The 26,922-nt window shown below is 67.6% G+C and carries 25 protein-coding genes; 16 read left to right on the top strand and 9 right to left on the bottom strand.

All coding sequences use genetic code 11. The annotated features are described in order from the left end of the window. Positions 1 to 127 precede the first annotated feature (127 nt). A complete protein-coding gene (locus LZ005_RS02920) occupies positions 128 to 1,480 on the top strand; it encodes a diguanylate cyclase domain-containing protein (RefSeq protein WP_237804503.1) in 1,353 nt (450 codons plus the stop codon). On the opposite strand, the gene LZ005_RS02915 is transcribed toward LZ005_RS02920, so the two are convergent. From LZ005_RS02915 to LZ005_RS02905, 3 genes are read right to left on the bottom strand one after another with little or no spacing between them, the layout of a single operon-like run. After that, entirely contained in the window at positions 1,477 to 3,036 is a 1,560-nt protein-coding gene (locus LZ005_RS02915) for an FGGY-family carbohydrate kinase (RefSeq protein WP_237804501.1), read from the bottom strand. The genes LZ005_RS02920 and LZ005_RS02915 overlap by 4 nt on opposite strands. Further along, positions 3,029 to 4,606, bottom strand: coding sequence for a glycerol-3-phosphate dehydrogenase/oxidase (locus tag LZ005_RS02910; RefSeq protein WP_237804499.1), 1,578 nt, complete (start codon positions 4,604 to 4,606; stop codon positions 3,029 to 3,031). Before LZ005_RS02910 ends, LZ005_RS02915 begins: the two co-directional genes overlap by 8 nt. Next, positions 4,603 to 6,198, bottom strand: a complete 1,596-nt coding sequence (locus LZ005_RS02905; RefSeq protein WP_237804497.1) for an FAD-binding oxidoreductase — start codon at positions 6,196 to 6,198, stop codon at positions 4,603 to 4,605. The genes LZ005_RS02910 and LZ005_RS02905 overlap by 4 nt, the downstream gene beginning before the upstream one ends. A gap of 90 nt (positions 6,199 to 6,288) precedes the next feature. Here LZ005_RS02905 and LZ005_RS02900 point away from each other — a divergent pair, with 90 nt between their 5' ends. From LZ005_RS02900 to LZ005_RS02885, 4 genes are read left to right on the top strand one after another with little or no spacing between them, the layout of a single operon-like run. After that, positions 6,289 to 7,314, top strand: coding sequence for an AraC family transcriptional regulator (locus LZ005_RS02900; RefSeq protein WP_237804495.1), 1,026 nt, complete (start codon positions 6,289 to 6,291; stop codon positions 7,312 to 7,314). 49 nt (positions 7,315 to 7,363) lie between these two features. Next, on the top strand, positions 7,364 to 8,566 hold the full coding sequence (gene dapC, locus LZ005_RS02895; protein ID WP_237804493.1) for a succinyldiaminopimelate transaminase: 1,203 nt from the start codon (positions 7,364 to 7,366) through the stop codon (positions 8,564 to 8,566). Positions 8,567 to 8,572: 6 nt separating this feature from the next. After that, positions 8,573 to 9,391 carry a 2,3,4,5-tetrahydropyridine-2,6-dicarboxylate N-succinyltransferase gene (dapD, locus tag LZ005_RS02890; RefSeq protein ID WP_237804491.1) on the top strand — a complete coding sequence of 273 codons (819 nt, stop codon included), beginning with the start codon at positions 8,573 to 8,575 and terminating at the stop codon, positions 9,389 to 9,391. Positions 9,392 to 9,426: 35 nt separating this feature from the next. Next, positions 9,427 to 10,593 (top strand): PilT/PilU family type 4a pilus ATPase, encoded by a 1,167-nt coding sequence (locus LZ005_RS02885; RefSeq protein WP_237804489.1) that lies wholly within the window; start codon positions 9,427 to 9,429, stop codon positions 10,591 to 10,593. Position 10,594: 1 nt separating this feature from the next. Here LZ005_RS02885 and LZ005_RS02880 read toward each other — a convergent pair whose 3' ends face one another. Both LZ005_RS02880 and LZ005_RS02875 read right to left on the bottom strand, forming a co-directional pair. Then, on the bottom strand, positions 10,595 to 11,329 hold the full coding sequence (locus tag LZ005_RS02880) for an ABC transporter permease (RefSeq protein WP_237804487.1): 735 nt from the start codon (positions 11,327 to 11,329) through the stop codon (positions 10,595 to 10,597). Then, positions 11,322 to 12,188: an ATP-binding cassette domain-containing protein gene (locus LZ005_RS02875; protein WP_237804485.1), complete on the bottom strand. Its 867-nt coding sequence runs from the start codon at positions 12,186 to 12,188 to the stop codon at positions 11,322 to 11,324. The genes LZ005_RS02880 and LZ005_RS02875 overlap by 8 nt, the downstream gene beginning before the upstream one ends. Before the next feature lie 163 nt (positions 12,189 to 12,351). Between LZ005_RS02875 and LZ005_RS02870 the strand changes: the two genes are divergently transcribed. The 4 genes from LZ005_RS02870 to LZ005_RS02855 are packed head-to-tail and all read left to right on the top strand — an operon-like array spanning position 12,352 to position 16,653. Then, positions 12,352 to 12,702 carry an arsenate reductase gene (locus LZ005_RS02870; RefSeq protein ID WP_237804483.1) on the top strand — a complete coding sequence of 117 codons (351 nt, stop codon included), beginning with the start codon at positions 12,352 to 12,354 and terminating at the stop codon, positions 12,700 to 12,702. After that, complete coding sequence (dapE, locus tag LZ005_RS02865; RefSeq protein WP_237804481.1) at positions 12,699 to 13,841, top strand: succinyl-diaminopimelate desuccinylase; 1,143 nt, start codon at positions 12,699 to 12,701, stop codon at positions 13,839 to 13,841. Before LZ005_RS02870 ends, dapE begins: the two co-directional genes overlap by 4 nt. Then, complete coding sequence (prmB, locus tag LZ005_RS02860) at positions 13,838 to 14,725, top strand: 50S ribosomal protein L3 N(5)-glutamine methyltransferase (RefSeq protein ID WP_237804479.1); 888 nt, start codon at positions 13,838 to 13,840, stop codon at positions 14,723 to 14,725. The genes dapE and prmB overlap by 4 nt, the downstream gene beginning before the upstream one ends. Before the next feature lie 5 nt (positions 14,726 to 14,730). After that, positions 14,731 to 16,653: an ATP-binding cassette domain-containing protein gene (locus tag LZ005_RS02855; protein ID WP_237804477.1), complete on the top strand. Its 1,923-nt coding sequence runs from the start codon at positions 14,731 to 14,733 to the stop codon at positions 16,651 to 16,653. Positions 16,654 to 16,835: 182 nt separating this feature from the next. Here the strand turns inward: LZ005_RS02855 and LZ005_RS02850 are convergent, their stop codons facing one another. Further along, positions 16,836 to 17,252 (bottom strand): chemotaxis protein CheW, encoded by a 417-nt coding sequence (locus tag LZ005_RS02850; protein ID WP_237804475.1) that lies wholly within the window; start codon positions 17,250 to 17,252, stop codon positions 16,836 to 16,838. A 123-nt stretch (positions 17,253 to 17,375) separates the two neighbouring features. Between LZ005_RS02850 and LZ005_RS02845 the strand changes: the two genes are divergently transcribed. Then, positions 17,376 to 18,401, top strand: a complete 1,026-nt coding sequence (locus LZ005_RS02845) for an HDOD domain-containing protein (protein ID WP_237804473.1) — start codon at positions 17,376 to 17,378, stop codon at positions 18,399 to 18,401. Between the two features lie 6 nt (positions 18,402 to 18,407). On the opposite strand, the gene LZ005_RS02840 is transcribed toward LZ005_RS02845, so the two are convergent. Then, complete coding sequence (locus LZ005_RS02840) at positions 18,408 to 20,306, bottom strand: flagellar assembly protein A (RefSeq protein WP_237804471.1); 1,899 nt, start codon at positions 20,304 to 20,306, stop codon at positions 18,408 to 18,410. A gap of 169 nt (positions 20,307 to 20,475) precedes the next feature. Continuing rightward, the gene (locus LZ005_RS02835; RefSeq protein ID WP_237804470.1) at positions 20,476 to 20,832 is read right to left on the bottom strand and encodes a hypothetical protein; all 357 of its coding nucleotides are present in this window, start codon (positions 20,830 to 20,832) and stop codon (positions 20,476 to 20,478) included. A 200-nt stretch (positions 20,833 to 21,032) separates the two neighbouring features. On the opposite strand from LZ005_RS02835, the gene ompR reads away from it, so the two are divergent. The 5 genes from ompR to LZ005_RS02810 are packed head-to-tail and all read left to right on the top strand — an operon-like array spanning position 21,033 to position 25,328. Beyond that, positions 21,033 to 21,773 (top strand): two-component system response regulator OmpR, encoded by a 741-nt coding sequence (ompR, locus tag LZ005_RS02830; protein ID WP_237804468.1) that lies wholly within the window; start codon positions 21,033 to 21,035, stop codon positions 21,771 to 21,773. Next, complete coding sequence (locus LZ005_RS02825) at positions 21,773 to 23,137, top strand: ATP-binding protein (protein ID WP_373889289.1); 1,365 nt, start codon at positions 21,773 to 21,775, stop codon at positions 23,135 to 23,137. The genes ompR and LZ005_RS02825 overlap by 1 nt, the downstream gene beginning before the upstream one ends. 26 nt (positions 23,138 to 23,163) lie before the next feature. Then, positions 23,164 to 23,568: a YciI family protein gene (locus LZ005_RS02820; protein WP_237804466.1), complete on the top strand. Its 405-nt coding sequence runs from the start codon at positions 23,164 to 23,166 to the stop codon at positions 23,566 to 23,568. Between the two features lie 18 nt (positions 23,569 to 23,586). Then, positions 23,587 to 24,543: a threo-3-hydroxy-L-aspartate ammonia-lyase gene (locus LZ005_RS02815; protein ID WP_237804464.1), complete on the top strand. Its 957-nt coding sequence runs from the start codon at positions 23,587 to 23,589 to the stop codon at positions 24,541 to 24,543. Beyond that, positions 24,540 to 25,328, top strand: coding sequence for a DUF6624 domain-containing protein (locus LZ005_RS02810; RefSeq protein ID WP_237804462.1), 789 nt, complete (start codon positions 24,540 to 24,542; stop codon positions 25,326 to 25,328). Before LZ005_RS02815 ends, LZ005_RS02810 begins: the two co-directional genes overlap by 4 nt. A gap of 4 nt (positions 25,329 to 25,332) precedes the next feature. Here LZ005_RS02810 and LZ005_RS02805 read toward each other — a convergent pair whose 3' ends face one another. After that, entirely contained in the window at positions 25,333 to 25,650 is a 318-nt protein-coding gene (locus LZ005_RS02805) for a ferritin (protein ID WP_237804460.1), read from the bottom strand. A 100-nt stretch (positions 25,651 to 25,750) separates the two neighbouring features. Here LZ005_RS02805 and LZ005_RS02800 point away from each other — a divergent pair, with 100 nt between their 5' ends. Then, entirely contained in the window at positions 25,751 to 26,908 is a 1,158-nt protein-coding gene (locus LZ005_RS02800; protein WP_237804458.1) for an iron-containing alcohol dehydrogenase, read from the top strand. Positions 26,909 to 26,922 lie beyond the last annotated feature (14 nt).

Below are 26,922 nucleotides of genomic sequence, written 5' to 3'. Positions count from 1 at the left end.
TTTCCTTGATGCGAAACGGGGCGCCAGCATGGCATTCAGGCCCGCGCTTGGCAAGCCCCGCCGCGCCCACAGGATTTTCTTACATTTCGGCAACCAACTATCGAGCAGGCAAGGTATGATCCGGAACATGGAATTTCTGACGTCCACCGCCCCCGCGCGCGATGCCACGATTCTGATCGTGGACGACGCGCCCGCCAATCTGGCCTTGCTGCGCAAGATGCTGGCCCAGCAGGGTTATCAGACCTTCGTGGCCGACCACGGCGAGCGCGCGCTCAGCATCGCGCGCCGCGTCCATCCCGACCTGATCCTGCTCGACGTGGTGATGCCGGGCCTGGACGGGATTACCACCTGCCAGCGCCTGAAGGCGCATCCGGCCACGGCCCAGATACCGGTGATCTTCATGAGCGCCAAGAACGAGGCCGACGATGTCGTGGCCGGCTTCGACAGCGGCGCCGTCGACTACATCGCCAAGCCGCTGCGCATGGCCGAAGTGTGCGCGCGCGTGCGCACCCAGCTGCAGATCCGCCAGTTCGCCGAGCTGCAGCGCGAACAGGCCGAGCGCCTGCGCACCATCGTCAACAGCATGGCCGAGGGCCTGATCATCTTTGACGCCGACGGCCGCGTGCAGGCCACCAATCCGGCCTGCGACAGCTTCCTCGGCTACGCGCCGGGCGAGCTGCGCGGGCAAGCGATCAGCGCCCTGTTTTCGCCGGCCGTGGCGGCCGATTACCAGAGCTTCTTCAAGCGCTATGCGGCCGACCCGGGCACCGCCCACCAGCATGGCGCGCGCGAGGTCACGGTCAATCACCGCGACGGCCGCGCCCTGTCGATCGACTTCACGCTGACGCCGATGTTCGGGCGCGAACAGCTGTTCCTCGGCCTGCTGCACGATATCAGCCACCACCAGCGCAGCAAGGACGCGCTGCAGCGCGAGACCCGCCTCGATGACCTGACCGGGATCGCCAACCGGCGCCATTTCGACACCGTGCTGCAGCACGAATGGCAGCGCGCCGTGCGCTCCAGCTGCCCGCTGTCGCTGCTGGTGCTCGATGTCGACCACTTCAAGCTGTATAACGATGGCCTTGGCCACGCCGCCGGCGACGCCTGCCTGCGCCAGGTGGCCCAGGCCATCGACCAGTTCGCGGCGCGCCCGACCGATCTGGCGGCGCGCTACGGCGGCGAGGAGTTCGTGATCCTGTTCGCCGAAACCGGGCATGAGGACGCGCTGGCCCTGGCCGAAAAGGTGCGCGCCCACGTGGAAGGCCTGCGCCACCCGCATCCGGGCTCCACCTGTTCGCCCTGGGTCACGCTGTCGATCGGCGTGGCGACCATGCTGCCCAGCGCGCTGGACGAAGTCGCGTCGCTGTTCGTAGCGGCCGACCGCGCCATGTACAGCGCCAAGGAAGGCGGGCGCAATCGGGTCGAAGGCGTGCGCTCGAACAGCGCCGCCTGGGAAGCCGTCAAGTCCCTGGTCAGCTAGCGCTTCGGATAGCCGGTGATGGCGGCGATGCGCGCATACATCGGCTGCAGGCGCGCATACATCTTCTGGTAGACCTGCTTGTACAAGGCGTCGTAGGTGCGCACGTGCTCCGGGTTGGGCATGAACACGCGGCCGACGCGCGTCATCGCCCGCATGGCGTGGGCAAAATCCGGATACAGGCCCAGGCCCACGGCGGCGTCGATGGCCGCGCCCAGACCCGAGGTTTCGTACACGTGCGGGCGCGCGGTCGGCAGGCCGAAAATATCGGCCGTCAGCTGCATCGCCGCGTCGCTCTGCGAGCCGCCGCCGGAGACGCGCAGCTCGCGAATCGCAACTCCACTGCGCTTTTCGGTGCGCTCCTTCCCTTCGCGCAGCGCGTAGGCCAGCCCCTCCAGAATCGCGCGGTAGACGTGGGCGCGCGTGTGAACGTCGCCAAAGCCGATGATCGCGCCCTTCGCCTCCGGCCCCGGCACGCGGATACCCGGGCTCCAGTAGGGCTGCAGCATCAGGCCCATGGAGCCGGGCGGCACGGCGTCGACCAGTTCATCGAACAGCGCCTCGGGCGCCACCCCGAGCACGCCGGCGCGCAGCTGCTCGTGGTGGCCAAACTGCTCCTTGAACCAGTTGACCATCCAGTAGCCGCGGAAGATCTGCACTTCGGTCGAATACATGCCCGGGATCGCGGCCGGATACGGCGGCAGAAACGGCGTCACCTCGACATAGCGCGCGCTGGTGGTGTTGATGGTGGCCGTGGTGCCGTAGGACAGACAGCCGATGTGGGCTTCGGCGCAGCCGGCGCCAAGCACCTCGCAGGCTTTGTCGGCGGCGGCGGCCAGTACCGGCAGGCCTTCGGGAATCCCGGTCTGGGCGGCGACGGCAGCGCTGATGCTGCCGATGCTGGTGCCGGGCGCCACCAGCTCCGGAAGCATCGATGGCTTGACCGCCAGCGCCTGCCATTTCCAGTCGCGCGCGCCGGCCCATCGCTGGCGTTTGTAGTCGAACGGGATGTAGCCGACCTGAGCCCCGGTCGAGTCGACGAAACGCCCCGTCATGCGGTAGTTCAGATAGCCGGACAACAGCAGGAATTTATCGGTGCGCGCCCAGATGTCCGGCTGCTCCGCGCGGATCCAGTTGATTTCGGCCTCGCCCCGGAAGTAGGCGATCGTGTCCTCGACGCGCGCCAGCTTGAAGGCCGCGCGCCATAAGGGGCCGATCGGCGGATAGGACTCGGTGCGGCGCTGATCGAGCCAGGTGATGGCTGGGCGCAGCGGACGGCCGTCGGCATCCAGATTCACCACTGTGGCGCGCTGGGTGGTAATCGCCACGCCGGCCACGCGCGCGCGCTCCTGCGGCGCGTCCTGCCACAGGCGGCGGCAGGCTTCGCACACGGCCTCCCAATAGGCCTCGGCATCGTGTTCGGCCCAGCCGGGATGCACGGAGAAGTAGGCTTCCAGCGGCACCTGGGCCTTGGCCACGATCTCGCCGCGCAGGTCGAACAGGATGGCGCGCACGCTCTGGGTGCCGTTGTCGATCGCGAGAATCAGGGGATCAGCCATGGTCGTCTACCTTGGGCAGGCTATAGTTTTGTTCGCATAATGCCAGATAAGCGCGCCACTCGGCAGCCCAGCGCTCGGCGCTCCAGCCCAGCTCCGGCTGGCAGATCGCACGCAGGCGCTCGGCATGCGCGGCCCCGCCCGCGCGCAGCAGCAGGCCAAGCCGGGTGCGGCGCAGCAGCAGGTCGTCCAGCTGCTGCACGTCCTCGTGGCGCGCGGCCCAGCGCAGCTCGGCCCACAGGGTCTCTGTGCCGGGGATGGGCTCCAGTTCATCCGGGGCGGCGGCGTCGATCAGGTCCTGGGCCTGCGCGCCATAGCGCCCCAGCAGGCGCGCCTGCGCCTGCGGACCGAGGCCGCGCGCATCGCGCAGGACTGGCGCGCGCTCAAACACCGGGCGCGCGCGCAGGTCGCCGTGCCAGTGCGGCAGCTGCGACGCCACCCGGCGCAGCACGTCGAGCGCGATCACACGGAAGGTGGTCAGCTTGCCGCCCGCGACCGTCAGCAGGCCGGGCTCCAGCCACAGCGCATGCTCGCGCGTCTCTTTGGACGGATCGGCCTGGCCGCTGTCGAGCACCGGGCGCACCCCGGCGAAGCTGGCCAGCACATCGTCCTCGCCCAGGGCCAGCTGGGGGAACTGGTGCCGCAGGGCCGCCAGCAGATAATCGAGTTCGGCGCGCGTGATGCGCGCCTCCTGCTGCAGGTCGGCGCCGTGGTCGACATCGGTGGTGCCGACCAGGGTCGCCCCTTCCCACGGATAGGCGAACACCGGGCGGCCGTCGGCCGGGTGCATCAGGCTCACGGCCTGGGCCAGCGGCAGGCGCCAGGCCGGCAGCACCAGATGGCTGCCGCGCAGCGGGCGCAGTTTCAGACCCGCCTGCGGGGCGCTGCCCAGGCGCTCGGCCCAGGCGCCGGTGGCGTTGATCACCACGGCCGCCGCCACCTGCGCGTCCTCGCCGCTGCGCACATCGCGCAGGCGGGCGCCGGCCACGCGGCCAGCCGCATCGCGCACGAGCGCATCGGCCGCCACATAATTGATGACGCTGGCCCCAGCCGCGCGCGCCTCCTGCAGCACGCGCAGCACGAGGCGCGCGTCGTCGGTCTTGGCGTCGGTGTAGCGCATGCCGCCGAGCAGACCGCCGCGCGCCACATTCGGCGCCAGCATCAGGAAGTCCTGCAGCGCCAGATAGTGGCGTTCGCGCAGGCCGCCCAGCCAATCGTAGATGGCAAGGCCCAGCAGGAACAGGCGGCGCGACATTTTGCCGTCGGCGTAATCGCCAAAGGCAAAGCCCTGCGCCTGCACGAGGCCGGGCGCGCTGCGCATCAAGGCCTGGCGTTCGCGCACCGATTCCCGCGTCAGGTGCAACTGGCCCTGCTTCAGATAGCGCAGGCCGCCGTGCACGAGTTTCGAGGAGCGGCTCGAGGTGCCCCAGGCGAAGTCGCGCTGCTCCACCAGCAGCGCGCGCAGGCCGCGCCGCGCGGCCTCGAAGACGATGCCGGCGCCGGTGATGCCGCCGCCGATCACCAGCAGGTCCCAGGGCTGGCGCGCCAGCTCGGACAAGGGCGGGCGCCTCATGGCTGCACCAGTTTGCCCGGGTTCATGCGCCCCTCGGGATCGAAATGCTGGAAGACGGCGCGCATCGCCGCCAGTCCGGCCGCGCCCTTTTCCGCTTCCAGATACGGCGCATGGTCGAGCCCCACCCCGTGCTGGTGGCTGATGGTGCCGCCATGGGCCACGATGGCGGCGCAGGCGGCCGCCTTGAGCGCACTCCAGCGCGCCAGATCCTCCTCGTAGCGGCCGGCCAGCCGGTAGACATAGGTGGTGTAGACGCTGGCGCCTTCGGCATACAGGTGCGACAGGTGGGTGTAGGTGTGCACGCGCTCGCCAAAGCCCGCCAGCGCGGCGCGCCCGGCCTCCTCCAGCGCCTGCATCATCGGCGTCACGCGCGGCCAGTCGACGGCCGTTTCCACCGTGTCGATCACGTAGCCGTGCTCCCAGGCCGCGTTGCGCAGGTAGACATTGCGGAAGCGGTTCTGCTTCCATTTCTCGCCCAGCGCGCGCCCCATGGCCACGCCGCCGTGGCGGCGGCAGCTGGCCAGGGCCGCTCGCAGAGTCTGGCGCACCTGCGCCGCTGCGCCGGACACACCGATCATCAGCATGCATTTGCCGCTGCGGCAGCCGCGCAGCGCAAGCCAGCTTTCCAGCAGACCGACCAGACGCGGATGCCCGGCCAGGGCCAGCATGGTCAAGGTTTCGGTGGCATTCGACAGGCGCAGCATCGACAGCGGCAGGCGCGCCTGCGCCAGCGTGCGCGTCGCGGCCTGGGCGCTGCCCCAGTCGGGGAAGAACACGCTGTGAAAGACTTCGGCCTCGGGCAGCGGCGAGATGCGCACCGTGGCCTCGGTCAGCACGCCGATGCGGCCCTCCGAGCCGAGCACGATCTCGCGCAGGTCAGTCCCGGCGGCCGAGGCCGGAAAGCTTGGCAGCACCAGCGGGCCGCGCGGCGTTTCCACGCGCCCGCCGGCGAACAGCTGCTCGATCCGGCCATAGCGCAGCGACTGCTGGCCCGAGGAGCGCGTGACCACCCAGCCGCCGAGCGAGGAGTATTCAAACGACTGCGGAAAATGGCCCAGCGTGTAGCCGTGGGCGCGTAGCTGCGCCTCCAGGTCCGGCCCCAGCACGCCGGCCTCGAAGGTGGCCAGGCGGGCCTCGCGATCGAGCTCGCGCAGCGCGCGCATGCGCCCCATGTCGAGCGAAATCACGGGCGCGCCGCCTTCCGGCACGCTCAGATGGCCGACCACGCTGGTGCCGCCGCCGTAGGGGATCACCAGCGCACCGGCGGCGGCCGCCAGATCGAGCACGGCGCGCACCTCGGCCGCGCTCTCCGGATAGGCCACGGCGTCCGGCACGGCGCCGATGCGGCCATAGCGCAGGCGCAGCCAGTCCGGCAGACTCTGGCCAAGCGCGTGGCGCACGCGCGCCTCGGCGCTCTGGTCGAACAGCGGATGCGGCGCCAGACGCGATGCGGGCAGCGCCGCGCACACGGCCGCCAGCGCCGCGTCCTCATGCGCCTGGCCCGGCCCGACCTGCGCGCGCAGAAAATCCAGCGCCTGCGGATTGAGTGCGAAAGCGATGCTTTCATCGCCCCAGCCATTCCATCGTTTCATGTGCAATTTCCCTTATACTTCGCCCACCGATAGCTTAGGGATTCGCCGATGCGGCGTATTGCGCTTTCATGACACTGGAATTGTTCGATCATGCCAGCCGCGCTGCCTGACAAACGCCGCGTGACCGGGTCCTATCTGCAGCCGCTGCTGGAGGCGGCGGCCGCGCGCGGCGTCACGCCGCAGGCCCTGGCCCTGGCCGCCGGCCTGCCCGCGGGCGCGCTCGATCCCCTGCCCGATTCGCTCGCCGCCGGCACCTATGTGCAGCTACTGGAAGTGGGCGCCACGCTGGCCGACGATGCGCATTTCGGCCTGCACGTGGGCGAACGCGTCAAACTCGGCACCTATTCCGTGTATGGCCTGATCCTGCTGTCCTGCCGCGATTTTGCCCAGGCCCTGCAGCAGACGGCGCGCTATGAAATCCTCGCGCATGACCTGGGCCGCTCGGCCCTGAGCGTGGACGGCGAGCGCGCCTGCTACACCTGGACCAGCAATTTCGGCAGCGCCTCGCGCCACCTGGCCGAAAGCGTCTTCGCCGGCATCCGCACGTTTGGCAATTGGCTGGCCGGCCAGACCCTGCCCGAGGCGGCGATATCGTTCATGCACGGCCCCGGCGCGCCGCTCGACGAATACGTGCGCGTGCTGGGCGTGGCCCCGCAATTCGACGCCCCCAGCCACAGCGCCCGCTTCGACGCCGCCATCCTCGCCTGGCCGGTGCCGAATGCCGACGTCGGCCTGTATCCGATCCTGCAGCAGCACGCCGAACAGCTGCTGGCGCGGCGCGCGCTCGAACAGGACGACATCGTGGCCCAGGTGCGCGCCGCCGTGATCCGCAACCTGGCCCAGGACCGGGTGCGCCTGGCCAGCATCGCCGAGGCGCTCGAGCTGTCGCCGCGCACCCTGCAGCGCAAGCTGGCCGAGGCCGGGGCCAGCTTCCAGCAGGTGCTCGACCAGGCCCGCTTCGCCCTGGCCCAGGACTATCTGCGCCAACCCGGCCTGTCGCTGGTCGATATCGCCTTCCTGCTCGGCTATCAGGAACAGAGCGCCTTCAGCCACGCCTTCAAGGAGTGGGCCGGGATGAACCCCGGCGCCTGGCGCGAACAGGCCGCGCGCGGCTAGCACGGGGCCGTCAGCAGCAATCCGGTCCCGTCGTTATAATGGATCGGCTATGAACCCACATCTCGCGAAACTCCAGCCCTACCCGTTCGAAAAACTGCGCCAGCTGTTTGCCGGCGTGACGCCGAACCCCGCGCTCAAGCCGATCAGCCTGGGCATCGGTGAACCCAAACACCCGACCCCGGCCTTCATCAAACAGGCCCTGGCCGACCATCTGGGCGGTCTGGCGGCCTACCCGGCCACGGCCGGCAGCGAAGCGCTGCGCGCCGCCATCGCCAGCTGGATCGCACGCCGCTACGGCATCCCGGCGCCCGACGCCGCCACCCAGGTGCTGCCGGTGAACGGCTCGCGCGAGGCCCTGTTCGCCCTGGCCCAAACGGTGATCGACCCGGCCGCCCAGTCGCTCGTGGTCTGCCCCAACCCCTTCTATCAGATCTACGAAGGGGCCGCCTATCTGGCCGGCGCCACGCCCTATTTCGTCAATTCCGACCCGGCCCGCAATTTCGGCTGCGACTACGCCAGCGTGCCGGACGCGGTCTGGCAGCGCGTGGCCCTGCTGTACGTGTGCTCGCCCGGGAATCCGACCGGCGCCGTGCTCGACCTCGATGCCTGGCGCGAGCTGTTCGCCCTGTCCGAGCGCCACGGCTTCGTGATCGCGTCCGACGAATGCTATTCCGAGATCTACCATGGCGACACGGCCCCGCTGGGCGCGCTGCAGGCCGCGCGCCAGCTCGGGCGCGACGACTATGCGCGCCTGATCGTGTTTTCCAGCCTGTCCAAACGCTCGAACGTGCCGGGCATGCGCTCCGGCTTCGTGGCCGGCGACGCCCGCCTGATCAAGCAGTTCCTGCTGTACCGCACCTACCACGGCGGCGCCATGGCCCCGCCGGTGCAGCAGGCCTCGATCGCCGCCTGGAGCGACGAGGCCCACGTCGAAGAGAACCGCGCCCAGTACCGCGCCAAATTCGCCGCCATCACCCCGCTGCTGCAGCCCTGGCTGGACGTGCAGCTGCCTGACGCCGGCTTCTACCTGTGGGCCGATGTCAGCCGCACCGGCTTGAGCGACACCGAGTTCGCGCGCCGTCTGTACGCCGACTATAATGTCACTGTCCTACCGGGCAGCTATCTGGCACGCGAAGCCCACGGCATCAACCCCGGTGCCGGGCGCGTGCGCATGGCGCTTGTCGCCGAAACCGCCGAAGGCCTCGAAGCGGCCCAGCGCATCGTCCAATTCTGTCAAACCCTTTCTGCATAAACCAATATGACTCTCCAGACCATCATCGAACAGGCGTGGGACCAGCGCGCCGAGATCACGCCCGCCAATGCCAGCGCCGAGGTGCGCGCGGCCGTGGCCGAAGTGCTGGCCGGGCTCGACGCCGGCAGCCTGCGCGTGGCCCAGAAGGACAGCGGCCAGTGGGTCGTCAACCAGTGGATCAAAAAGGCCGTGCTGCTCTCCTTCCGGCTGGATAACAACGTGCCGATGGAAGGCGGCGCCATGCAGTTCTACGACAAGGTGCCGACCAAGTTCGCCCACTACAGCGCCGAGGACTTCGCCAAGGGCGGCTTCCGCGTGGTGCCGCCGGCCGTGGCGCGGCGCGGCTCCTTCATCGGCAAGAACGTGGTGCTGATGCCGTCCTACGTCAACATCGGCGCCTATGTCGATGAAGGCGCGATGATCGACACCTGGGCCACGGTCGGCTCCTGCGCCCAGATCGGCAAGAACGTGCACCTGTCGGGCGGCGTCGGCATCGGCGGCGTGCTCGAACCGATGCAGGCCAACCCCACCATCATCGAAGACAACTGCTTCATCGGCGCGCGTTCGGAAATCGTCGAAGGCGTGATCGTCGAAGAGAACTCGGTCATCTCGATGGGCGTGTACATCGGCCAGTCCACCAAGATCTACGACCGCAGCACCGGTGAAGTCATGTACGGGCGCGTGCCGGCCGGCTCGGTGGTGGTGTCCGGTTCGCTGCCGGCGGCCGACGGCTCGCACAGCCTGTACTGCGCCGTCATCGTCAAGCGCGTGGATGCCCAGACGCGCGCCAAAACGGGGATTAACGAACTGCTGCGTGGCGTGTAAGATAACGCCATTACAACATTTCGGGAGGGTGGATCATGGCGATGGAGCGGCTGTTCCAGCTCATGAAGGACAAGGGCGCGTCGGACATGTTCTTTTCGGTGGGCTCTCCCGTGAATATCAAGTTGAACGGCAATATGGTGCCGGTCAACCAGCAGAAGCTCGAGAACGAGAATATCCGCGCCCTGCTGGCCGAAATCGCCACGGCCGAGCAGATGGCGGAGCTGGAAAAAGAGCATGAGCTGAACATGGCAGTATCGGTGCCCGGCCTCGGGCGCTTCCGCCTGTCGGCCTTTGTCCAGCGCGGCACCTTCGCCGCCGTATTCCGCTTCGTCCCGCAGGATATACCGGCGCTTGAATCGCTCGACCTGCCGCCCGTGCTGTCCGAACTGATCATGGAAAAGCGCGGCCTGCTGCTGCTGGTGGGCGCCACCGGCTCCGGCAAATCGACCACGATTGCGGCCATGCTCGACCACCGCAATGCGGAAAAAGCGGGCCACATCCTGACGCTTGAAGACCCGATCGAATACCAGTTCGTCAACAAGAAGTCGATCGTCAACCAGCGCGAAGTCGGCAGCGACGCCAAGAGCTTCTACACGGCCCTGAAGAACGCCATGCGCCAGGCGCCGGACTGCATCCTGATCGGCGAAATCCGCGACCGCGAAACCATGGCCGCCGCCCTCGCCTACGCCCAGTCGGGCCACCTGGTGCTGGCCACGCTGCATGCGAATAACTCGTACAACGCGCTTAACCGCATCATCAGCTTCTATCCGATCGAGAACCGCCCGGCCCTGCTGCAGGACCTGTCGACCACGGTCAAGGCCATCGTTTCGCAGCGCCTGGTGAAAACCAAGGACGGCGGCTTGCGCAAGGCCGCCGTCGAAATCATGGTCAACACGCGCTATGTGTCGGACCTGATCGAAAAGGGCGAGATCGGCCAGATCAAGGAGGCCATGGAAAAGAGCCTGTCGCCGGGCTCGCAGTCCTTCGAGGCCGCCCTGCTCAAGCTCGTCAACGACGGCGCCATCAGCCAGGAAGAGGCGCTGGCGAATGCCGATTCGGCCACCAACCTGCTTTGGCTGCTGAACAATCAGAATGCGGGCAGCGCCGACAAGGCGGGCCAGGCGCCCGCGCCCAGCGCGAGCGAGGCGCCGCCGCCGGCCGCCTCGTCGACCTCATTCACCGAGTTCACCCTCAACGTGTGAATCAGGCGCGCACCCGGCGCGCCAGGGCGAAGCAGCCGAGCGTGATGGCCGCGATGCCGGTGCAGGCGGCCAGCACCATCGCAAATTCGGGCGCACCGGTCTTGCGCCCGGCCACCGCCATCAGCGCATAGTCCCAGGGCAGCCAGACCCAGTAGCGTGAGCTGGCCACCTGGGTGATCATCATCGTCGCCAGCACGGCCGTCGCCAGCGGCGCCACCAGATTGGCCACGCGCCAGGCGATCGCATGCTGGATCGCCACCACCGGCAGGCAGCCCAGGGCCAGTTGGCCCCAGATCGTCAGCAGCGGCGTATCCCACATGCTGCGCACATCGAGGCCAAAGGCGCTCAGTCCAAGCAGGGCCAGTGCGCCCATCAGCAGCAGCAGGCCCGAGCCGGCCGCCGCAAACGCCCAGGCCAGCAGCAGCTTGGCCAGATACAGGCGGCGCGCCGACAGCGGCAGCGTCAGCATCAGGCGCCAGCTCTGGTTGCGGTGCTCCTGCCCGTTGAGAAGGCCGGTGGTCAGGGCCACGAACAGCGGCAGCATGAAGAAGGCCCACAGCGCCACCAGCGACATCCAGAAGCCGCCGACCTGTTCGGCGCGCAGCGCGGCCAGATTGCCGCGGTGGGTCAGCACCAGCACATTGAAGACCACCACCACCAGCGGAATCGCCACCAGCATCAGCAGGGCCAGCGAGCGCCGGATCTTCAGCAGTTCGATACGCAGCAGCTTAAGCATGGTGGGCCTCCATGAACCAGGTTTCCAGACTGGGGCGGCGGTGCACGGACTGATAGAAGGGCACGCCCGCCTGCACCAGCAGCGTATGCACCTGGCTGGCCGCCAGCGGCTCGATGGCGCGCACGCGCACCGCGTCCGGACCGAGCGCGTCGACCGCGAAGCCGGCCAGCGCCGCGCAGGCCGCAGCCGCATCGGCCACCTGCAGGTGCAGCTCGCCGGCCGCCGCATGCAGTTCGGCCAGCGGCGCCTGCACCTGGATGCGGCCTGCACGCAGCAGGGCCACGTGGGTCGCCATCTTCTCCACTTCATCGAGCAGGTGGCTGGAGACGAACACCGTACAGCCGGTCGCGCGCGGCAGGCCGACAATCAGCTCGCGCATGGCCAGCATGCCCTCCGGGTCGAGGCCATTGGTCGGCTCGTCCAGCACCAGCAGGCGCGGATTGCCCAGCAGGGCCGCGGCCAAGGCCAGGCGCTGCTTCATCCCGAGTGAGTAATTGGCGATCAGGCGCCTCCCCACATCGGCCAGGCCGACCAAGGCCAGCACGCGTCCGATCTCGCTGCGCGCCAGGTCCTTGGCGATGCAGACGATGCTGAGGAATTCGGTGGCATGCAGATTCGGATAGAACACCGGCGCATCGACGATCACGCCGATCTGGCGCAGCACGGCTTCGCGCTCGCGCTGCACGTCGCGCCCGAAGATGGCGATCTCGCCCGCATCCGCGGCCAGCAGGCCGGTCAGCAAACGGATCAGGGTGGATTTACCGGCCCCGTTATTCCCCAGGAAGGCGAAGATACTGCCCTCGGGGACGGCGAGGTCGACGTCGGCGAGCACCTGGTGCGGCCCGAAGGCTTTGCGCACGCCACGGCATAAGATGGGACAAGACTGCATACGGAGTCGAGGTAGCAAACGGAAGGCGCCAATATAGCGAAAGCGCGCGCCGGGCGACATCAAAATCGTGTCTGCATGCGCGCTATGGTATCCTGCCGGGTTACACAAAAACCGGCACCATTCCCCCATCACCATGCGCATCACCCTCTACGGCATCCCGAACTGCGACACCGTTAAAAAGGCCCGCACCTGGCTGGCCGAACACGGCCACGAGGCCGTCTTCCACGACTTCAAAAAGCAGGGCCTGGAGCGCGCCACAGCTGCCGCCTGGCTCGCCCAGGTCGATTGGGAAGTCCTGGTGAATAAAAAAGGCACGACCTGGCGCGGCCTGCCCGAGGCGCGCCAGGCCGCCGTGGTCGACGCCACCAGCGCGCTCGAGCTGATGCTGGAAACGACCTCCGTCATCAAGCGCCCCGTGCTCGATTGCGATGGCCGCATCACGGTCGGCTTCAAGGACGCCCAGTACGCGGCGCTGTTCGTATGAGCCACGCGCCCTCCCGCACGCTGGCTCTGACCGAGGAGCTGATCGCCCTGTCCTCGGTCACGCCGCAGGACGAAGGCTGCCAGCAGCGCCTGATCGCCCTGCTCGAGCCGCTCGGCTTCGTGTGCGAGACCATCGTCTCCGGCAGCGTCACCAATCTGTGGGCGCGCAAGGGCACGGCCGCGCCGCTGTTCGTGTTCGCCGGCCACACCGACGTGGTGCCCACCGGCCCGCTCGAGCAATGGCAGTCGGCCCCGTTCACGCCGACCCGGCGCGAGGGCAAGCTGTATGGGCGCGGTGCGGCCGACATGAAGACCTCGATCGCAGCGATGGTGGTGGCCTGCGAGGAGTTCCTCGCCGCCCATCCGGACCACCGCGGCTCGATCGGTTTTCTGATCACCAGCGACGAAGAAGGCCCCGCCACTGACGGCACCGTGGTCGTCGTCGACGCGCTCGAAGAACGCGGCATCGGCATCGACTACTGCCTGGTGGGCGAGCCCACCTCGGCCCACGTGTTGGGCGACATGATCAAGAATGGCCGGCGCGGCTCCCTCAATGGCAAGCTGACCATCAAGGGCGTGCAGGGCCACATCGCCTATCCGCAGCTGGCGCGCAACCCGATCCACCTGGCCGCGCCGGCCCTGGCCGACCTGGTGGCCGAGCGCTGGGACGAAGGCAATGCCTACTATCTGCCGACCTCCTGGCAGATGTCGAATATCCATGCCGGCACCGGCGCCAACAACGTCATTCCGGGCGCCCTGCACATCGACTTCAACTTCCGCTTTTCGACCGCGTCCACGGCCGACGGCCTGCAGGCGCGCGTACACGCCATCCTCGATCAGCACAATCTCGATTACGAGATCGACTGGAAGCTGTCCGGCCAGCCCTTCCTCACGCCCAAGGGGCCGCTGTCGGACGCGCTGTCCGGCGCCATCCTGGCCGAAACCGGCGTGCACACCGAGCTGTCGACCACGGGCGGCACCTCGGACGGCCGCTTCATCGCCCGCATCTGCCCGCAGGTGATCGAATTCGGCCCGCCCAATGCCTCGATCCACAAAATCGACGAACACATCGAACTGCGCTTCATCGACCCGCTGAAGAATATCTACCGCCGCACGCTGGAGAACCTGCTAACGCCATGAATACGACCCCTTTCACCACCGTTCGCGACCTGCTGCGCTACGCGATCACCCGCTTCAACGGCGCCAAGCTGTTCTTCGGCCACGGCAGCGCCGAAGCCTTTGACGAAGCAGCCTACCTGATTCTGCATACGCTCAAGCTGCCGCTCGACCGCCTCGATCCCTTCCTCGACGCCGTGCTGCTGCACGAGGAAATCGCCCACGTGCTGGCCGTGATCGAACGCCGTGTGAGCGAGCGCGTACCGGCCGCCTATATCACCAACGAGGCCTGGCTCGGGCACTACAAGTTCTATGTCGACGAGCGCACCATCGTGCCGCGCTCCTTCATCGCCGAACTGATTCCCGACCACTTTGCGCCCTGGGTGCCGGAGCCGGAGGAAGTCACCGCCATCCTCGAACTGTGCACGGGCTCGGGCTGCCTGGCGATCATGCTGGCCGACTGCTTCCCGAATGCCCAGGTGGACGCGGTCGACATCTCGCCGGACGCGCTCGACGTCGCGCGCCGCAACGTGGCCGACTACCAGCTGCAGCAGCGCGTCAGCCTGCACCAGTCGGACCTGTACGCCGCCCTCCCCGCGCGCAAGTACGACATCATCGTCACCAACCCGCCCTACGTGAACAGCGCCTCGATGGCCAAGCTGCCGCCCGAGTATCTGAAAGAGCCGCAGCTCGCACTGGCCGGCGGCGCCGACGGCATGGACCTGGTGCGCCGCATCGTGGCCGGTGCCGCCGAGCGCCTGACCGATGACGGTCTGCTGATCGTCGAAATCGGCAACGAGACCGCGTTTGCCGAAGCCGCCTTTGGCGACATGGGCCTGACCTGGCTGTCCACCAGCGCCGGCGACGGCGCCGTATTCCTGCTGACCGCCGACCAACTGAAGCTGTAAGCCGCATGATCCGATTTACCAATGTCAGCCTGATGCGCGGCACCAAGCCGCTGTTCGAATCGGTTGATCTCACGCTCAATCCGGGCGACCGCATCGGCCTGGTGGGCGCCAACGGCGCCGGCAAATCCAGCCTGTTCGCCATGCTGCGCGGGGACATCCACGCCGACCAGGGCGACATCGACTTCCCCGCCAAATGGCGCGTGGCCCACGTCGCCCAGGAGACCCCGGCGCTCGAACGCACGGCCCTCGACTATGCGATCGACGGCGACACCGAACTGCGCCGCCTGCAGGCCGAACTGGCGCAGCTCGAGTCGGCGCCGCACAGCACCGAGACCGGCATCGCCCTCGGCCACGTACACAGCGCCCTGGCCGACGCCGACGCCTACACGGTCAGCTCGCGCGCCGAGCAGCTGCTGCTCGGCCTCGGCTTCACCCTGGCCCAGATGCAGATGCCAGTGGCCTCGTTCTCGGGCGGCTGGCGCATGCGCCTGAATCTGGCGCAGGCCCTGATGTGCCCCTCCGACCTGCTGCTGCTGGACGAACCGACCAACCACCTGGACCTGGACGCCATCATCTGGCTCGAGGACTGGCTCAAGCGCTATGCCGGCACCCTGATCATCATTTCGCACGACCGCGACTTCCTCGACGAGATCGTGAATGTGGTCGTGCACATCGACGAGCGCAAGCTCAAACGCTACAGCGGCAACTACACCGACTTCGAACGCCAGCGCGCGGCCCACCTGGTGCTGGCCGCCGCCGCCATCGAAAAGCAGCAGCGCGAGCGCGCCCACCTCGAGTCCTTCATCAACCGCTTCCGCGCCAAGGCCACCAAGGCGCGCCAGGCCCAGAGCCGCATGAAGGCGCTGGCCAAGATGGAGGAGCTGGCGCCGCTGCGCGCGGCCGCCGCCTTCTCCTTCGAATTCCGCGAGCCGGCCGCCGCGCCCAATCCGCTGCTGGTGCTGGAGGATGTCGACGCCGGCTACGGCGAGCGCGTGGTCGTCAAGCGCATCAACTTCACGCTGCAGATGGGCCAGCGCATCGGCCTGCTGGGCCAGAACGGCGCCGGCAAATCGACCTTCATCAAGACCATCGCCGGCGCGCTCGAACCGCTGGCCGGCAAGGCCACACTGGGCAAGGGTCTGCAGATCGGCTACTTCGCCCAGCACCAGGTCGAGATGCTGCGCCACGACGAGTCGCCGCTGTGGCACATGATGAAGATCGCGCCCGAGGTGCGTGAGCAGGAGCTGCGCAATTTCCTCGGCGGCTTCAACTTCCCCGGCGAGATGGTGAGTAGCCCGATCGCCCCCTTCTCGGGCGGCGAAAAGGCGCGCCTGGCGCTGGCCTTGATCGTTTGGCAGCGTCCCAATCTGCTGCTGCTGGACGAACCGACCAACCACCTCGATCTCGAAACGCGCGAAGCCCTGACCATGGCCCTGGCCCAGTTCGAGGGCACGCTGGTGCTGGTCTCGCACGACCGCCATCTGCTGCGCGCGACGACCGACCAATTCATGATCGTCAGCGACGGCCAGCTGCAGCCGTTTGACGGCGACCTCGACGACTACAAGCAATGGCTATTCGAGACCAAGCTGGCCCAGGCCCAGGCGGCGGCCGAGGCGTCGCGCCCGCAGGGCGGTCCGGCGCTCGACCGCAAGGAGCAGAAACGCCTCGAAGCGGAAGCGCGCCAGCGCCTGTCGAGCCAGCGCAAGCCGCTCGAAGCACGCCTGAAGAAGGTGGACGCCGAGATGGCCAAGCTCAGCCCGCGCAAGGCCGCGCTCGACGCCGAGCTCGGCGCCAGCGCCATCTACGAAGCCGACCAAAAAGAGCGCCTGAAGACCACGCTGGCCGAGCAAGCCAGCATCAGCAAGCAGCTCGAGCAGCTCGAAGAAGAGTGGCTGAGCCTGCAAGAGCAACTCGACGCCCTCAGCTAAATCCTGAACGGTGTCAGGTCCGGCAATCAATCCTGAACGGTGTCAGGTCCGGCAATCGGACATCGTCGAACTTCCGTCACAAATTACGGTCTTCATCCAGCGCTGACCTTCCCGCGGCGAGAAAGTTCGGCGATGTCCGATTGCCGGACCTGACACCGTTTGGTTTGACACCGTTTGGTTTCTTAGGCGGCTTTGGCGGCGCGGCGGCGTACCTGCATCAGGCGGTCCATGTCGACCAGGATCAGGCGCCGCCCTTGGACCTCGGCGATGCCGGGCAGGTAGTCGGGTGCGCCGCTCACCAGCGTCACCTGGGCCGGGTCGATCCGCACCACATCGGTCACGCCGTCGACCACCACGCCGATCACGCAATCGCGCAATTGCAGCACGATCACGTCGGTCGGCCCCTTGCCCTGGCTGCCGAACGCCACGCGCATGTCGACCAGCGGTATCACCACGCCGCGCGAGACCGCCACGCCGTTGATCACCTCGCCATCGGCCATGAAGCGCTCGAGCGACTGCAGCATGCGCAACTCGCGCACCTGCGCAAATGCGACTCCGTACTCGAGCCCGCCCAAATGGAAACTCAGGTAATCGTGCATGCCGTCCCCCTTTCCATAGTGCAAAACGCCACGGGCCATGGTAGCCACAGCGCTGCCAACAGCCGTTGACTGTGGTCAATTGCGGGTGTTACGCTGCAAGCAACATCTGCAGGCGTGAGCATCATGTACGAGTGGGTCAAACGATTGTTCTCCGGCGCCCGCGCGCCTGCCCCGGCGCCCCGGCCGGTGGCGCCCGCACCGGCGCCTGCGCCCACGCTGGCACCGGCCGCTACGCCCAGTCAGCTGCAATTCGACCAGCGCGATACGGTCAACGAGAACTTCTATCACTGGCTGTTTAACACCGCCGAGAGCGGCGGCTTCGATCTGACGCCCGTCGAAACCCAGGTCATCGATGCTCTGCTCGCCATCCTGCAGGGCCAGCAGTCGGGCGCGGCTCTGGTGCGCCGCATGCCGGGCCTGATTCCGCAACTGATGCAGAGCCTGCGCAGCGACAGCTTCTCCGGCGCCCAGCTCTCGCGCATGATCTCGCACGATGTGGTGCTGGTCGCAGCCATCATCCGCCTGGCCAATTCTTCGTTTCTGGGCAATGGGCAGCACATCGGCAGCGTCGAGCACGCCGTCATGGTCATCGGTCAGGAGGGGCTGCGCCAGCTGATCACCACGGTGGCCTTCCGCCCGATTATCGATGTCAACTCCGGCCCGTTCACGCGCAGCATCGCGCCGCGCCTGTGGGACCAGTCGGAACGCTGCGCCGTCGCCAGCCGTAGCCTGGCCGCCAGCCTCGGCGCCGACCCGTTCGAGGGCTTTCTCGCTGGTCTGCTGCAGAATGTCGGCCTGATCGTCAGCCTGCGCATCCTCGACCAGAGCGCCAAGGATGGCAAGGGCATCGGCTCGGTCCTGTTCACCTCGCAGCTGATGGGGATTGCGCGCGAACTGGCCGTCAACATCGGGCGCGAGTGGGATTTCCCGCCCGCCGTGATCGCGGCCGTGGGCGAACAGGGGAATGTACAGAAAGGCGCGCGCCTCTCGCCGCTGGGCCAGCTGCTGGCCCTGTCGGATTATTTGTCGAAGATGAAGCTGCTGGCCGAGGCGGAGCGTCTGGCCACCGGCGACCCGCGCCTGTTCCGCGGCCTGTCGCCCGAGGCCCTGGCCTGCTTTGCCACGCTCAACGCGCCGGCCGCGGACTGAGCCGGCTCACAGATGGGCGTCGGCGTCCCACTGGACGCTGCCGCGCGCGCCGTTGAAGATGGTGTCCTTGACACTGCCCGGACCGCGCAGACGGACCTTGATGTCCTTGGCCGGCAGATCATAGACACGCTCGGCGTCGGGCGCGATCTTCATCTTGCGCACGATGGTGTCGCCGAACACTTCCTTGATCTGCACCATGCTGCCGCCGGACACCGCATTCTTGGCCAGCACCAGCTCGGTGATCTTTTCGGTGCCGGCCTGCTTGCCATCCTCGAGCGCCTTGACGTCGAGTGAAATCTTGCCGATCGCCTTCAGCGCCGGCCCGACGGCCACGGCCATCTTCTGGAATTGCGGCACCTGTTCGGGCGTCAGCACCAGTTCCTTCTTGCGCACCTTGGTCGCCAGCATCAGATACTTGCGGACATCGGGCAGATTGGTCAGCGCGTCCATTTCCGCCTTGCGCTTTTGCAGCATCGCGTCGAAATCGTTGACGCGCTGGGTCAGCTCGGCGATTTCCTCGTCCAGGCGGGCGCTGTCGGGCACCATCACGCTGACCGTCATTTCGCTCTGCTTGCGCGGACCGGCCGCTTCAATCGTCACCTTGCGCGCCGCGATCGAGCAGCCTTCGGCGCGCGTGATCACGACCTCGTCGGCCATGATTTCGCAATTGGCCGCCTGTTCAATCACCACGCGCGTGCCTGAAATCACGCAGCTTTCGGCGCGCTTGAGCGAGATCTCGCCCTGGACCGTCTGCAGGGTGGAATTGGAGCCGATGCCGAGCACCTTGATGTCGCCGTCGGCATTCGTGGCCGTGCCGCCGATCAGGTTCTGGTGCAGCATGATGAAGCCGCCGCGCGAGATGATGTTGCCGAACACGTCGGCATGGACGGTGATGCTTTCGCCCTCGATGATGCGCTTTTCCTGGACTTCGCCAAACTCCTCGAAGTTGCCCTTGAGCATGAGATTGCCGGTCGTGCGCACCGACACGCCATCGCGGCTGACGATCTTATCGTCCACCGACAGCTGATTGCTCTTGCGGTCGATCGACAGGAAGCCGGTCAGCTGGGACAGCAGGAATTCGCCCTCTTCCGTATTCTCCACCACCGTGCCCAGACCGGCCAGCTGGTGCAGGTCGACGTCCTTGGGGACCGGCGGCTCGATCGGCATGCCGGACATCTCGAAGCCGAGCGTGCCGGCCTCGCGCGGGACCTTGCGCAGCAGGCGCTCGCCCTTCTTTACCTGGGGGAAGCGGTTCTGGAATGAATGCAGGTCGAGCCGGCCATTGGCCAGCTGACGCGGCGCGTCATTGCGGTGGATATCGGTCGAGACTTCGAGAATCTGGGCGTCGCGGCCCGGCACCGGCTCGAGCCGGCGGGCGACCACGACGCGGTCGGTCTTTCCCGAGGCAATCGCCGCACGCACGGCGTTCTCGTCAATACCGAAGCGGATGCCCTTGACCCACATATCGGCCACGAATTCGTCGAAGTCGAGCTGGGTCGGCGCGCCTTCGCGTTCCGGATTATCGGGATCGGCCAGGTAGACGGGCTGGAAATAATAGTCGGCCGAGCCGCTGTCGATCTTCACCGCGTGATAGAGCGCCTGGCGCTCGGGCAGGAAGTCCATGATGTCCGCCGCAAAGCGGATCAGCGCGTCGCCGGTGCGCGAGCGCGGCAAATCCGGGCCGCAGTCGTACAGCACCTTGATGAAGACCGTGTAATTGAGGCCGGCGAAATAGCGGTTGGAAAAGAAGATGTCGTTGACCGCCGCCTGGAAGTCGGCGCCGAGCAGCGCCGGATCGACAAACACGCCATCGCGTCGTTTGACGATACCGTGCCCGGCCCCGCCTGGCGCGGGGCGGCCCACATCTGCCGCTGGCGCCTGGCCAACTTCAGTATTGATCGCCATCCAACACCTTGAACTTAGCTTTCATGCAACCCGTGATTCTACGTTTTGCGTAGCGTAACACGTCAAGGCGAGCAAATGCACGAATTCACAAAGTTTCCGAAATTTTTAAGAAGTCTTGCTTTGGCGTCATTACAACAGACGCCATGACAACATCTGAAACGCGCGCAGTTCAGCGGCGCTGGGGCTGTGACTGGTAGAGTTCCTGACCGGCCTCTTTGATCTGGCGGCGCAGGTCGCCGCGTTCGTCGGGCGTCAGACGGCCGTCGCGGCGGAACACGTCCGGCTGCGGCTGTTGCTGCTGGGGCGGGGGCTGGCGTTCGGCGCGCTGGGGCGGCGGATTGTCCTGGCGCGGGGCCGGGCGCTCGCGCGCGGCTTCCTGACGCTGGGGCGGCTGGCGTTCGTCGCGTCCCGGTTCGGCCCAGGACGGCAGGCTGGCGCTCAGCAGGGCCAACAGCAGCCAGGCGCTTTGACGCCCCTGTCCACGCGCCGGCAGGCTGACGCTGGATTGCTGTGCTGCGGTCTTCATGCTGTGCCTCTTCCTTGATGCCATATAAACAATTAAACTGTCTTGCCTCGATGCTTCAGTGCCAGTGTATGTGTATTCCGCGACGGGCAGAAGGGCAAAGGGGTAAAGTTTGTAACACTTTGTAATGCCTTTGCGCAGCGTCAGACGCGAACGCGTTTAGAAGTTACCATAGCGCCACTCTTTCTGACAATTCCGAAAACATGAGTACTGCAACGACTCCGGCCCATTCGGCCAAGATCATGGTGGTGGACGACGACGTGCGCCTGCGCGACCTGCTGCGCCGCTACCTGACCGAACAGGGTTTCCAGGTGGTGACGGCCGACTCGGCCCCGTCCATGAACAAGCTGTGGTTGCGTGAACGCTACGACCTGCTCGTGCTCGACCTCATGCTGCCCGGCGAAGACGGGCTGTCGATCTGCCGCCGCCTGCGCGGCGCCGGCGACCAGACCCCGATCATCATGCTGACCGCCAAGGGCGAGGATGTGGACCGCATCGTCGGCCTCGAAATGGGCGCCGACGACTACCTGCCCAAGCCCTTCAACCCGCGCGAACTGGTGGCCCGCATCGGCGCCGTGCTGCGCCGCAAGGGGCCGGACGAGATTCCGGGCGCGCCTTCGGAAACCCCGCAGACCTTCGAATTTGGCGAATTCGTGCTCGACCTGGGCACGCGCACGCTGAAAAAGAGCGGCCAGACCGTGCCCCTGACGACCGGCGAATTTTCGGTGCTGAAAGTGTTCGCGCGCCATGCGCGCCAGCCGCTGAGCCGCGAAAAGCTGATGGAACTGGCGCGCGGGCGCGAATATGAAGTGTTCGACCGCTCGCTCGACGTGCAGATTTCGCGCCTGCGCAAGCTGATCGAACCCGATCCGTCCAGCCCGCTGTATATCCAGACCGTCTGGGGTCTGGGCTATGTCTTCATTCCTGAAGGGCAGCCGCGCTAGTGCCTGGATCGCGTACCGCCGCCCTGCGCCTGCGCTGGCTGAGCGGCGGGCTGTTCTGGCGGACCTTCGCCCTGCTCGCCCTGCTGTGTTCGGTGTCGATGGCCTCCTGGATCGGCATGATCAGTGTCGTCCAGCGCGGCCCGCAGGCGCAGCAGATGGCGGCCCAGGTGATCTCGGTGGTCACCATCACCCACGCCGCCCTCACCCACTCGGCGCCCGAGCTGCGCCGCGAACTGCTGTTCGAGCTGGTGTCCAACGAGGGCATCCGCATCACCCTGCTGGAGCCGACCGACGTGGTCGAGCCGCCGCCCGACACCCCGCTGATGGAAGACATCGAAGCCCTGGTCAAGGCCAAACTCGGACGCGACACGCGCTTCTCGCGCCGCGTCAACGGCGTGCCCGGCTTCTATGTCAGCTTCAAGATCGACGACGACAAATACTGGCTGATGGTCGACCGCGAGCGCATCGATGGCCTGAGCCGCGCCCAATGGGTCGGCTGGGCGGCCCTGGTCGGTGGCCTGTCGCTGATCGTCGCGGCCCTGCTCACCAGCCTGGTCAACCTGCCGCTGGCGCGCCTGACGGCCGCCGCGCGCGACATCGCGCGTGGCCAGCGCCCCACCCCGCTGCCCGAAACCGGCCCGATCGAGGTGCAGGAAGCCAACCGCAGCTTCAACCAGATGGTCGACGACCTGGCGCGCATCGAGTCCGACCGCGCCGTCATCCTGGCCGGCATCTCGCACGACCTGCGCACGCCGCTGGCGCGCATGCAGCTCGAAGTCGAAATGGCCGACCTGCCGCCCGAGGCGCGCGAGGGCATGCAGTCCGATATCGCCCAGATGGACGCGATCATCGCCCAGTTCCTCGACTACGCCAAACCGACCGAGAGCAGCAGCTTCGCCGTGCTCGACCTGTCGGCCCTGCTGGCCGAGGTGGCCCAGGAGGCCAGCCGCATCAGCGAGCTGCGGCTGCTGGTCGACATCGATCCGGACCTGCATGTGAAGGGCAATCCGACCGACCTGAAACGCGTGATCAGCAATCTGATCGAAAACGCCCGCCGTTACGGCAAGACGCCCGGCATGGACTTCGTCGAGATGGAGATCTTCGCGCGCCTGAGCACCACGGCGGCCGGCAAGCGCGTGCTGGTCACCGTGCAGGACCACGGCAGCGGCGTGCCGGACGACCAGCTCGAGCAGATGCTGCGTCCGTTCACCCGCCTCGACACGGCGCGCGGCCAGGCCAACGGCGCCGGTCTGGGCCTGGCGATTGTGAACCGGGTGATCACGCGTCACGAAGCTGAGCTACACTTGCGCAACCGCGCCGGCGGCGGCCTGGCGATCGATCTCGCCTTCCCGCCCGCAGCCTGAGACGCGGCCTCACTCAGGAGACCCGCATGCGATTCATGATGTTGATGTACCCCGGCCCCCAGGCCGAAGCCGGCGCGATGCCGAGCGCAGCCCAGATTCAGGCCATGATGCAGTACAACGCGGCCCTGGTGGATGCCGGTGTGCTGCTGGCCGGCGACGGCCTCCAGCCCTCGGCGCTGGGCGCGCGCGCCACCTTCCGGGATGGCGTCGCCAGCATCACGCCCGGCCCCTTCCCCGGCGAGCGCCTGCTCGGCGGCTACTGGATGATCAAGGTCGCCTCGCGCGAGGAAGCCCTGTCCTGGCTGGGCAAGATCCCCGCCTCGGACGCCGACATGGTCGAACTGCGCCAGGTCTTCGAACCGGAAGACTTCGGCGCCGAGGTCGCGCACGAGGAACGCGAACTGCTCGAACGTATGGCGCGCCAGCGCTGAACCCCACCGCCCGTATCCATGACTGACCTGACCTACGCCGATATCGAAGCCGCCGCCGAACGCCTGCGCGGCGCCGCCCACCGCACGCCGGTGCTGACCTCGCGCACCGCCAATGCGCGCAGCGGCGGCCAGCTGTTCTTCAAGGCCGAGAACCTGCAGCGCATGGGCGCCTTCAAGTTCCGCGGCGCCTACAACGCGCTGATGCGCTTTGACGCCGCCCAGCGCGCGGCCGGGGTGCTGACCTACTCGTCCGGCAACCACGCCCAGGCCATCGCCCTGTCGGCCAGCCTGCTCGGAATCCGTTCGGCCATCATCATGCCGCACGACGCGCCGGCCCTGAAGGTGGCCGCCACGCGCGAGTACGGCGGTGAAGTCATCACCTACGACCGCTACAAGGAAGACCGCGAGGAGATCGGCCGGCGCCTGGCGGCCGAACGCGGCATGACCCTGATTCCGCCCTACGACCATCCGGACGTGATCTGCGGTCAGGGCACGGCCGCCAAGGAGCTGATCGAAGACGCCGGCGCGCTCGACCTGCTGCTGGTCTGCCTCGGCGGCGGCGGCCTGCTGGCTGGCTGCGCACTGGCGGCCAAGGCCCTGAATCCGGCCTGCCGCGTGATCGGCGTCGAGCCCGAGCTGGGCAACGACGGCCAGCAGTCGCTGCGCGCCGGCCGCATCATCCACATCCCGGTGCCGGACACCATCGCCGACGGCGCCAAGGTCACCCACGTGGGCGAACATAACTTCCGCGTGATCCAGCGTCTGGTGGACGACATCGTCACCGTCAGCGACGCCCAGCTGATCGAGACCATGCGCTTCTTCGCCGAGCGCATGAAGATCGTGGTGGAGCCGACCGGCTGCCTGGCGGCCGCCGCCGCCCTGCATGGCGTGGTGCCGGTGGCCGGCCTGCGCGTCGGGGTGCTGATCAGCGGCGGCAACGTCGACCTGCCTGCCTTCGCGCGCTTCGTCGCATGAGGCGCGCGCTGGCCGCCCTGCTGGCCGCGCTGGCCCTGCCGGCCTGGGCGACCGAGGTGCTGGGCCACATCAGCTTCCCGCCCGGGATGGCGCCGCTGCGCATGCGTGCCGTGATCTTCCGCGTCAACGAAGGGCGCCCGGTGTATGCCGACGCTGTCGACGGGGTGTTCCGCGTCGACCTCGAACCCGGCTACTATGCGGCCATCGCCAGCGGCTCCGGCATGCAGACCGGGGCGCGCAGCTTCATGGTCGGTCCCGGCCTGCACGGTCCGCGTCTGCGCGCCTACCGCAGTCCTGCGCCGGAAGCGGCCACCGCCGCCGAACTGGAAGCCATGCTGCGCCAGGACCGCGCCGTGCGCCAGAACCGCAACGAGGACGGCAACGACGAGCGTATGCGCCAGATCGACCGCGCCAACCAGAAGCAGCTGGAAGCGATCATCGCCCGCATCGGCTGGCCGCGCGAGAGCGTGGTCGGGGCCAATGGCGCGCAGGCGGCCTTCTTCATCGCCCAGCACGGCGAGGCCGATTTCCTGCGCCGCTGCCTGCCGCTGATGCGCGAAGCGGCCGAAGCCAACGAGCTGGCGCTCGATCTGCTGGCCCTGGCTGAAGACCGCGTCCGCATGAACGAAGGAGCACCGCAGCTGTACGGCACCCAGCTGCGCGGCGATGCCAGCGGCAAGCTGCACCTGTATCCGGTGGAAGATCCCGAGAATATCGACGTGCGCCGCTCACGCGTGGGCCTGGGGCCGCACGCCGACTACCTGGCCCGCTTCGGCCTGCACTGAGGCTTTATTCGGCCGGCGTGTCCTCGTCGTCGCGGTACTGGGCGGTGATCGGCCCGGCCTTGAACAGGCTATCCTTCATGCGCGTGGCAAACGGCACATCGCGCCGGCGGATCCACTCCATCAGCATCGCTGCATGCTCTTTTTTCGCCTCGCGCAGGTGGGCCAGCACGCGTTTCAGTTCGGGGTCGGTGCAGGCTTCGAAGCGCTGGCTGTAGCTGTCCACCGCATCGAGTTCGGCGCGCAGCGATTGCAGCGCGCGGTGCATGTCGCGGGTCGGGGCCGGCAGGGCCTCGGCGTCTTCGTGGTATTCCTGATGCGCCATGCGGCGTCCTCCTTACAGTGAAGCGCCATCCTAGCCCACGCTCCCACCTCAGGCAAGACGGCGCGATAAAATAGCGGGATCGAATTCAGGAGTGTCCACCATGTTTAATTTCGACTTCCACAATCCCACCCAGGTCCTGTTCGGCCAGGGCCAGATCAGCGCGCTGGCGCGCCTGGTGCCGGCCGGCGCACGCGTGCTGATGCTCTATGGCGGCGGCAGCATCAAGCGCAACGGCACCTACGAGGAAGTGCGCGCGGCCCTGGCCGGGCACACCGTGTTTGAGTTCGGCGGCATCGAGCCCAATCCCACGCTCGAAACCCTGGAGGGCGCGATTGCGCTGGCGCGCCGCGAGCAGGTCGATTTCCTGCTGGCCGTGGGCGGCGGCTCCGTCATCGACGGCAGCAAATTCGTCGCGGCCGCCCTGTGCTTCGACGGCGAACCCTGGACCATCATGGACAAGGGCGGCGCCGCCGTGCAGCGTGCCCTGCCGCTGGGCGTGGTGCTGACGCTGCCGGCCACCGGCTCCGAAACCAATAGCGCGGCCGTGGTCACGCGCCGCGCCACCCAGGAAAAGCGCGCCTTCATGAGCCGCGCCGTGTTCCCGCGCTTCGCCATCCTCGACCCCAGCAAGACCTTCAGCCTGCCCGCGCGCCAGGTCGGCAATGGCGTGGTGGACGCCTTCGTGCACGTGATGGAGCAGTACCTGACCTACCCGGCCGACGCGCCGGTGCAGGACCGCTTCGCCGAAGGTCTGCTGCAGACCCTGATCGAAGAAGGCCCCAAGGCCCTGGCCACGCCCGAGGACTACGCCGTACGCGCCAACCTGATGTGGAGCGCCACCCTGGCCCTGAATGGCCTGATCGGCGTCGGCGTGCCGCAGGACTGGGCCACCCACATGCTGGGCCACGAGCTGACCGCCCTGTATGGTCTGGACCACGCCCAGACCCTGGCGATCGTGCTGCCGTCCATGCTGCGCGTGCGTAAAGCGGCCAAGCGCGCCAAGCTGCTGCAGTTCGCCGAACGCGTGTGGGGCCTGCGCGCCGGCGACGAGGACACCCGCATCGAAGCGGCCATCACCCGCACCGAGCAGTTCTTCGCCCAGATGGGCGTGCCGACCCGCCTGGCCGACTACGGCCTCGACGCCAGCGCCGTCGACGGCGTCGTGCAGGCGCTCGAAGCGCACCGCCTGACCAAGCTGGGCGAAGCGCGCGACGTGACGCCCGATGTGGCGCGCCAGGCGCTCGAACTGGCACGCTGAACGGCGGGCGCGCC

The organism is Massilia sp. TS11 (assembly GCF_022012445.1).
GTDB lineage: Bacteria > Pseudomonadota > Gammaproteobacteria > Burkholderiales > Burkholderiaceae_D > Telluria.
Note: the sequence above shows the minus strand (reverse complement) of the source record. Positions and strands in the feature narration are given on the sequence as shown.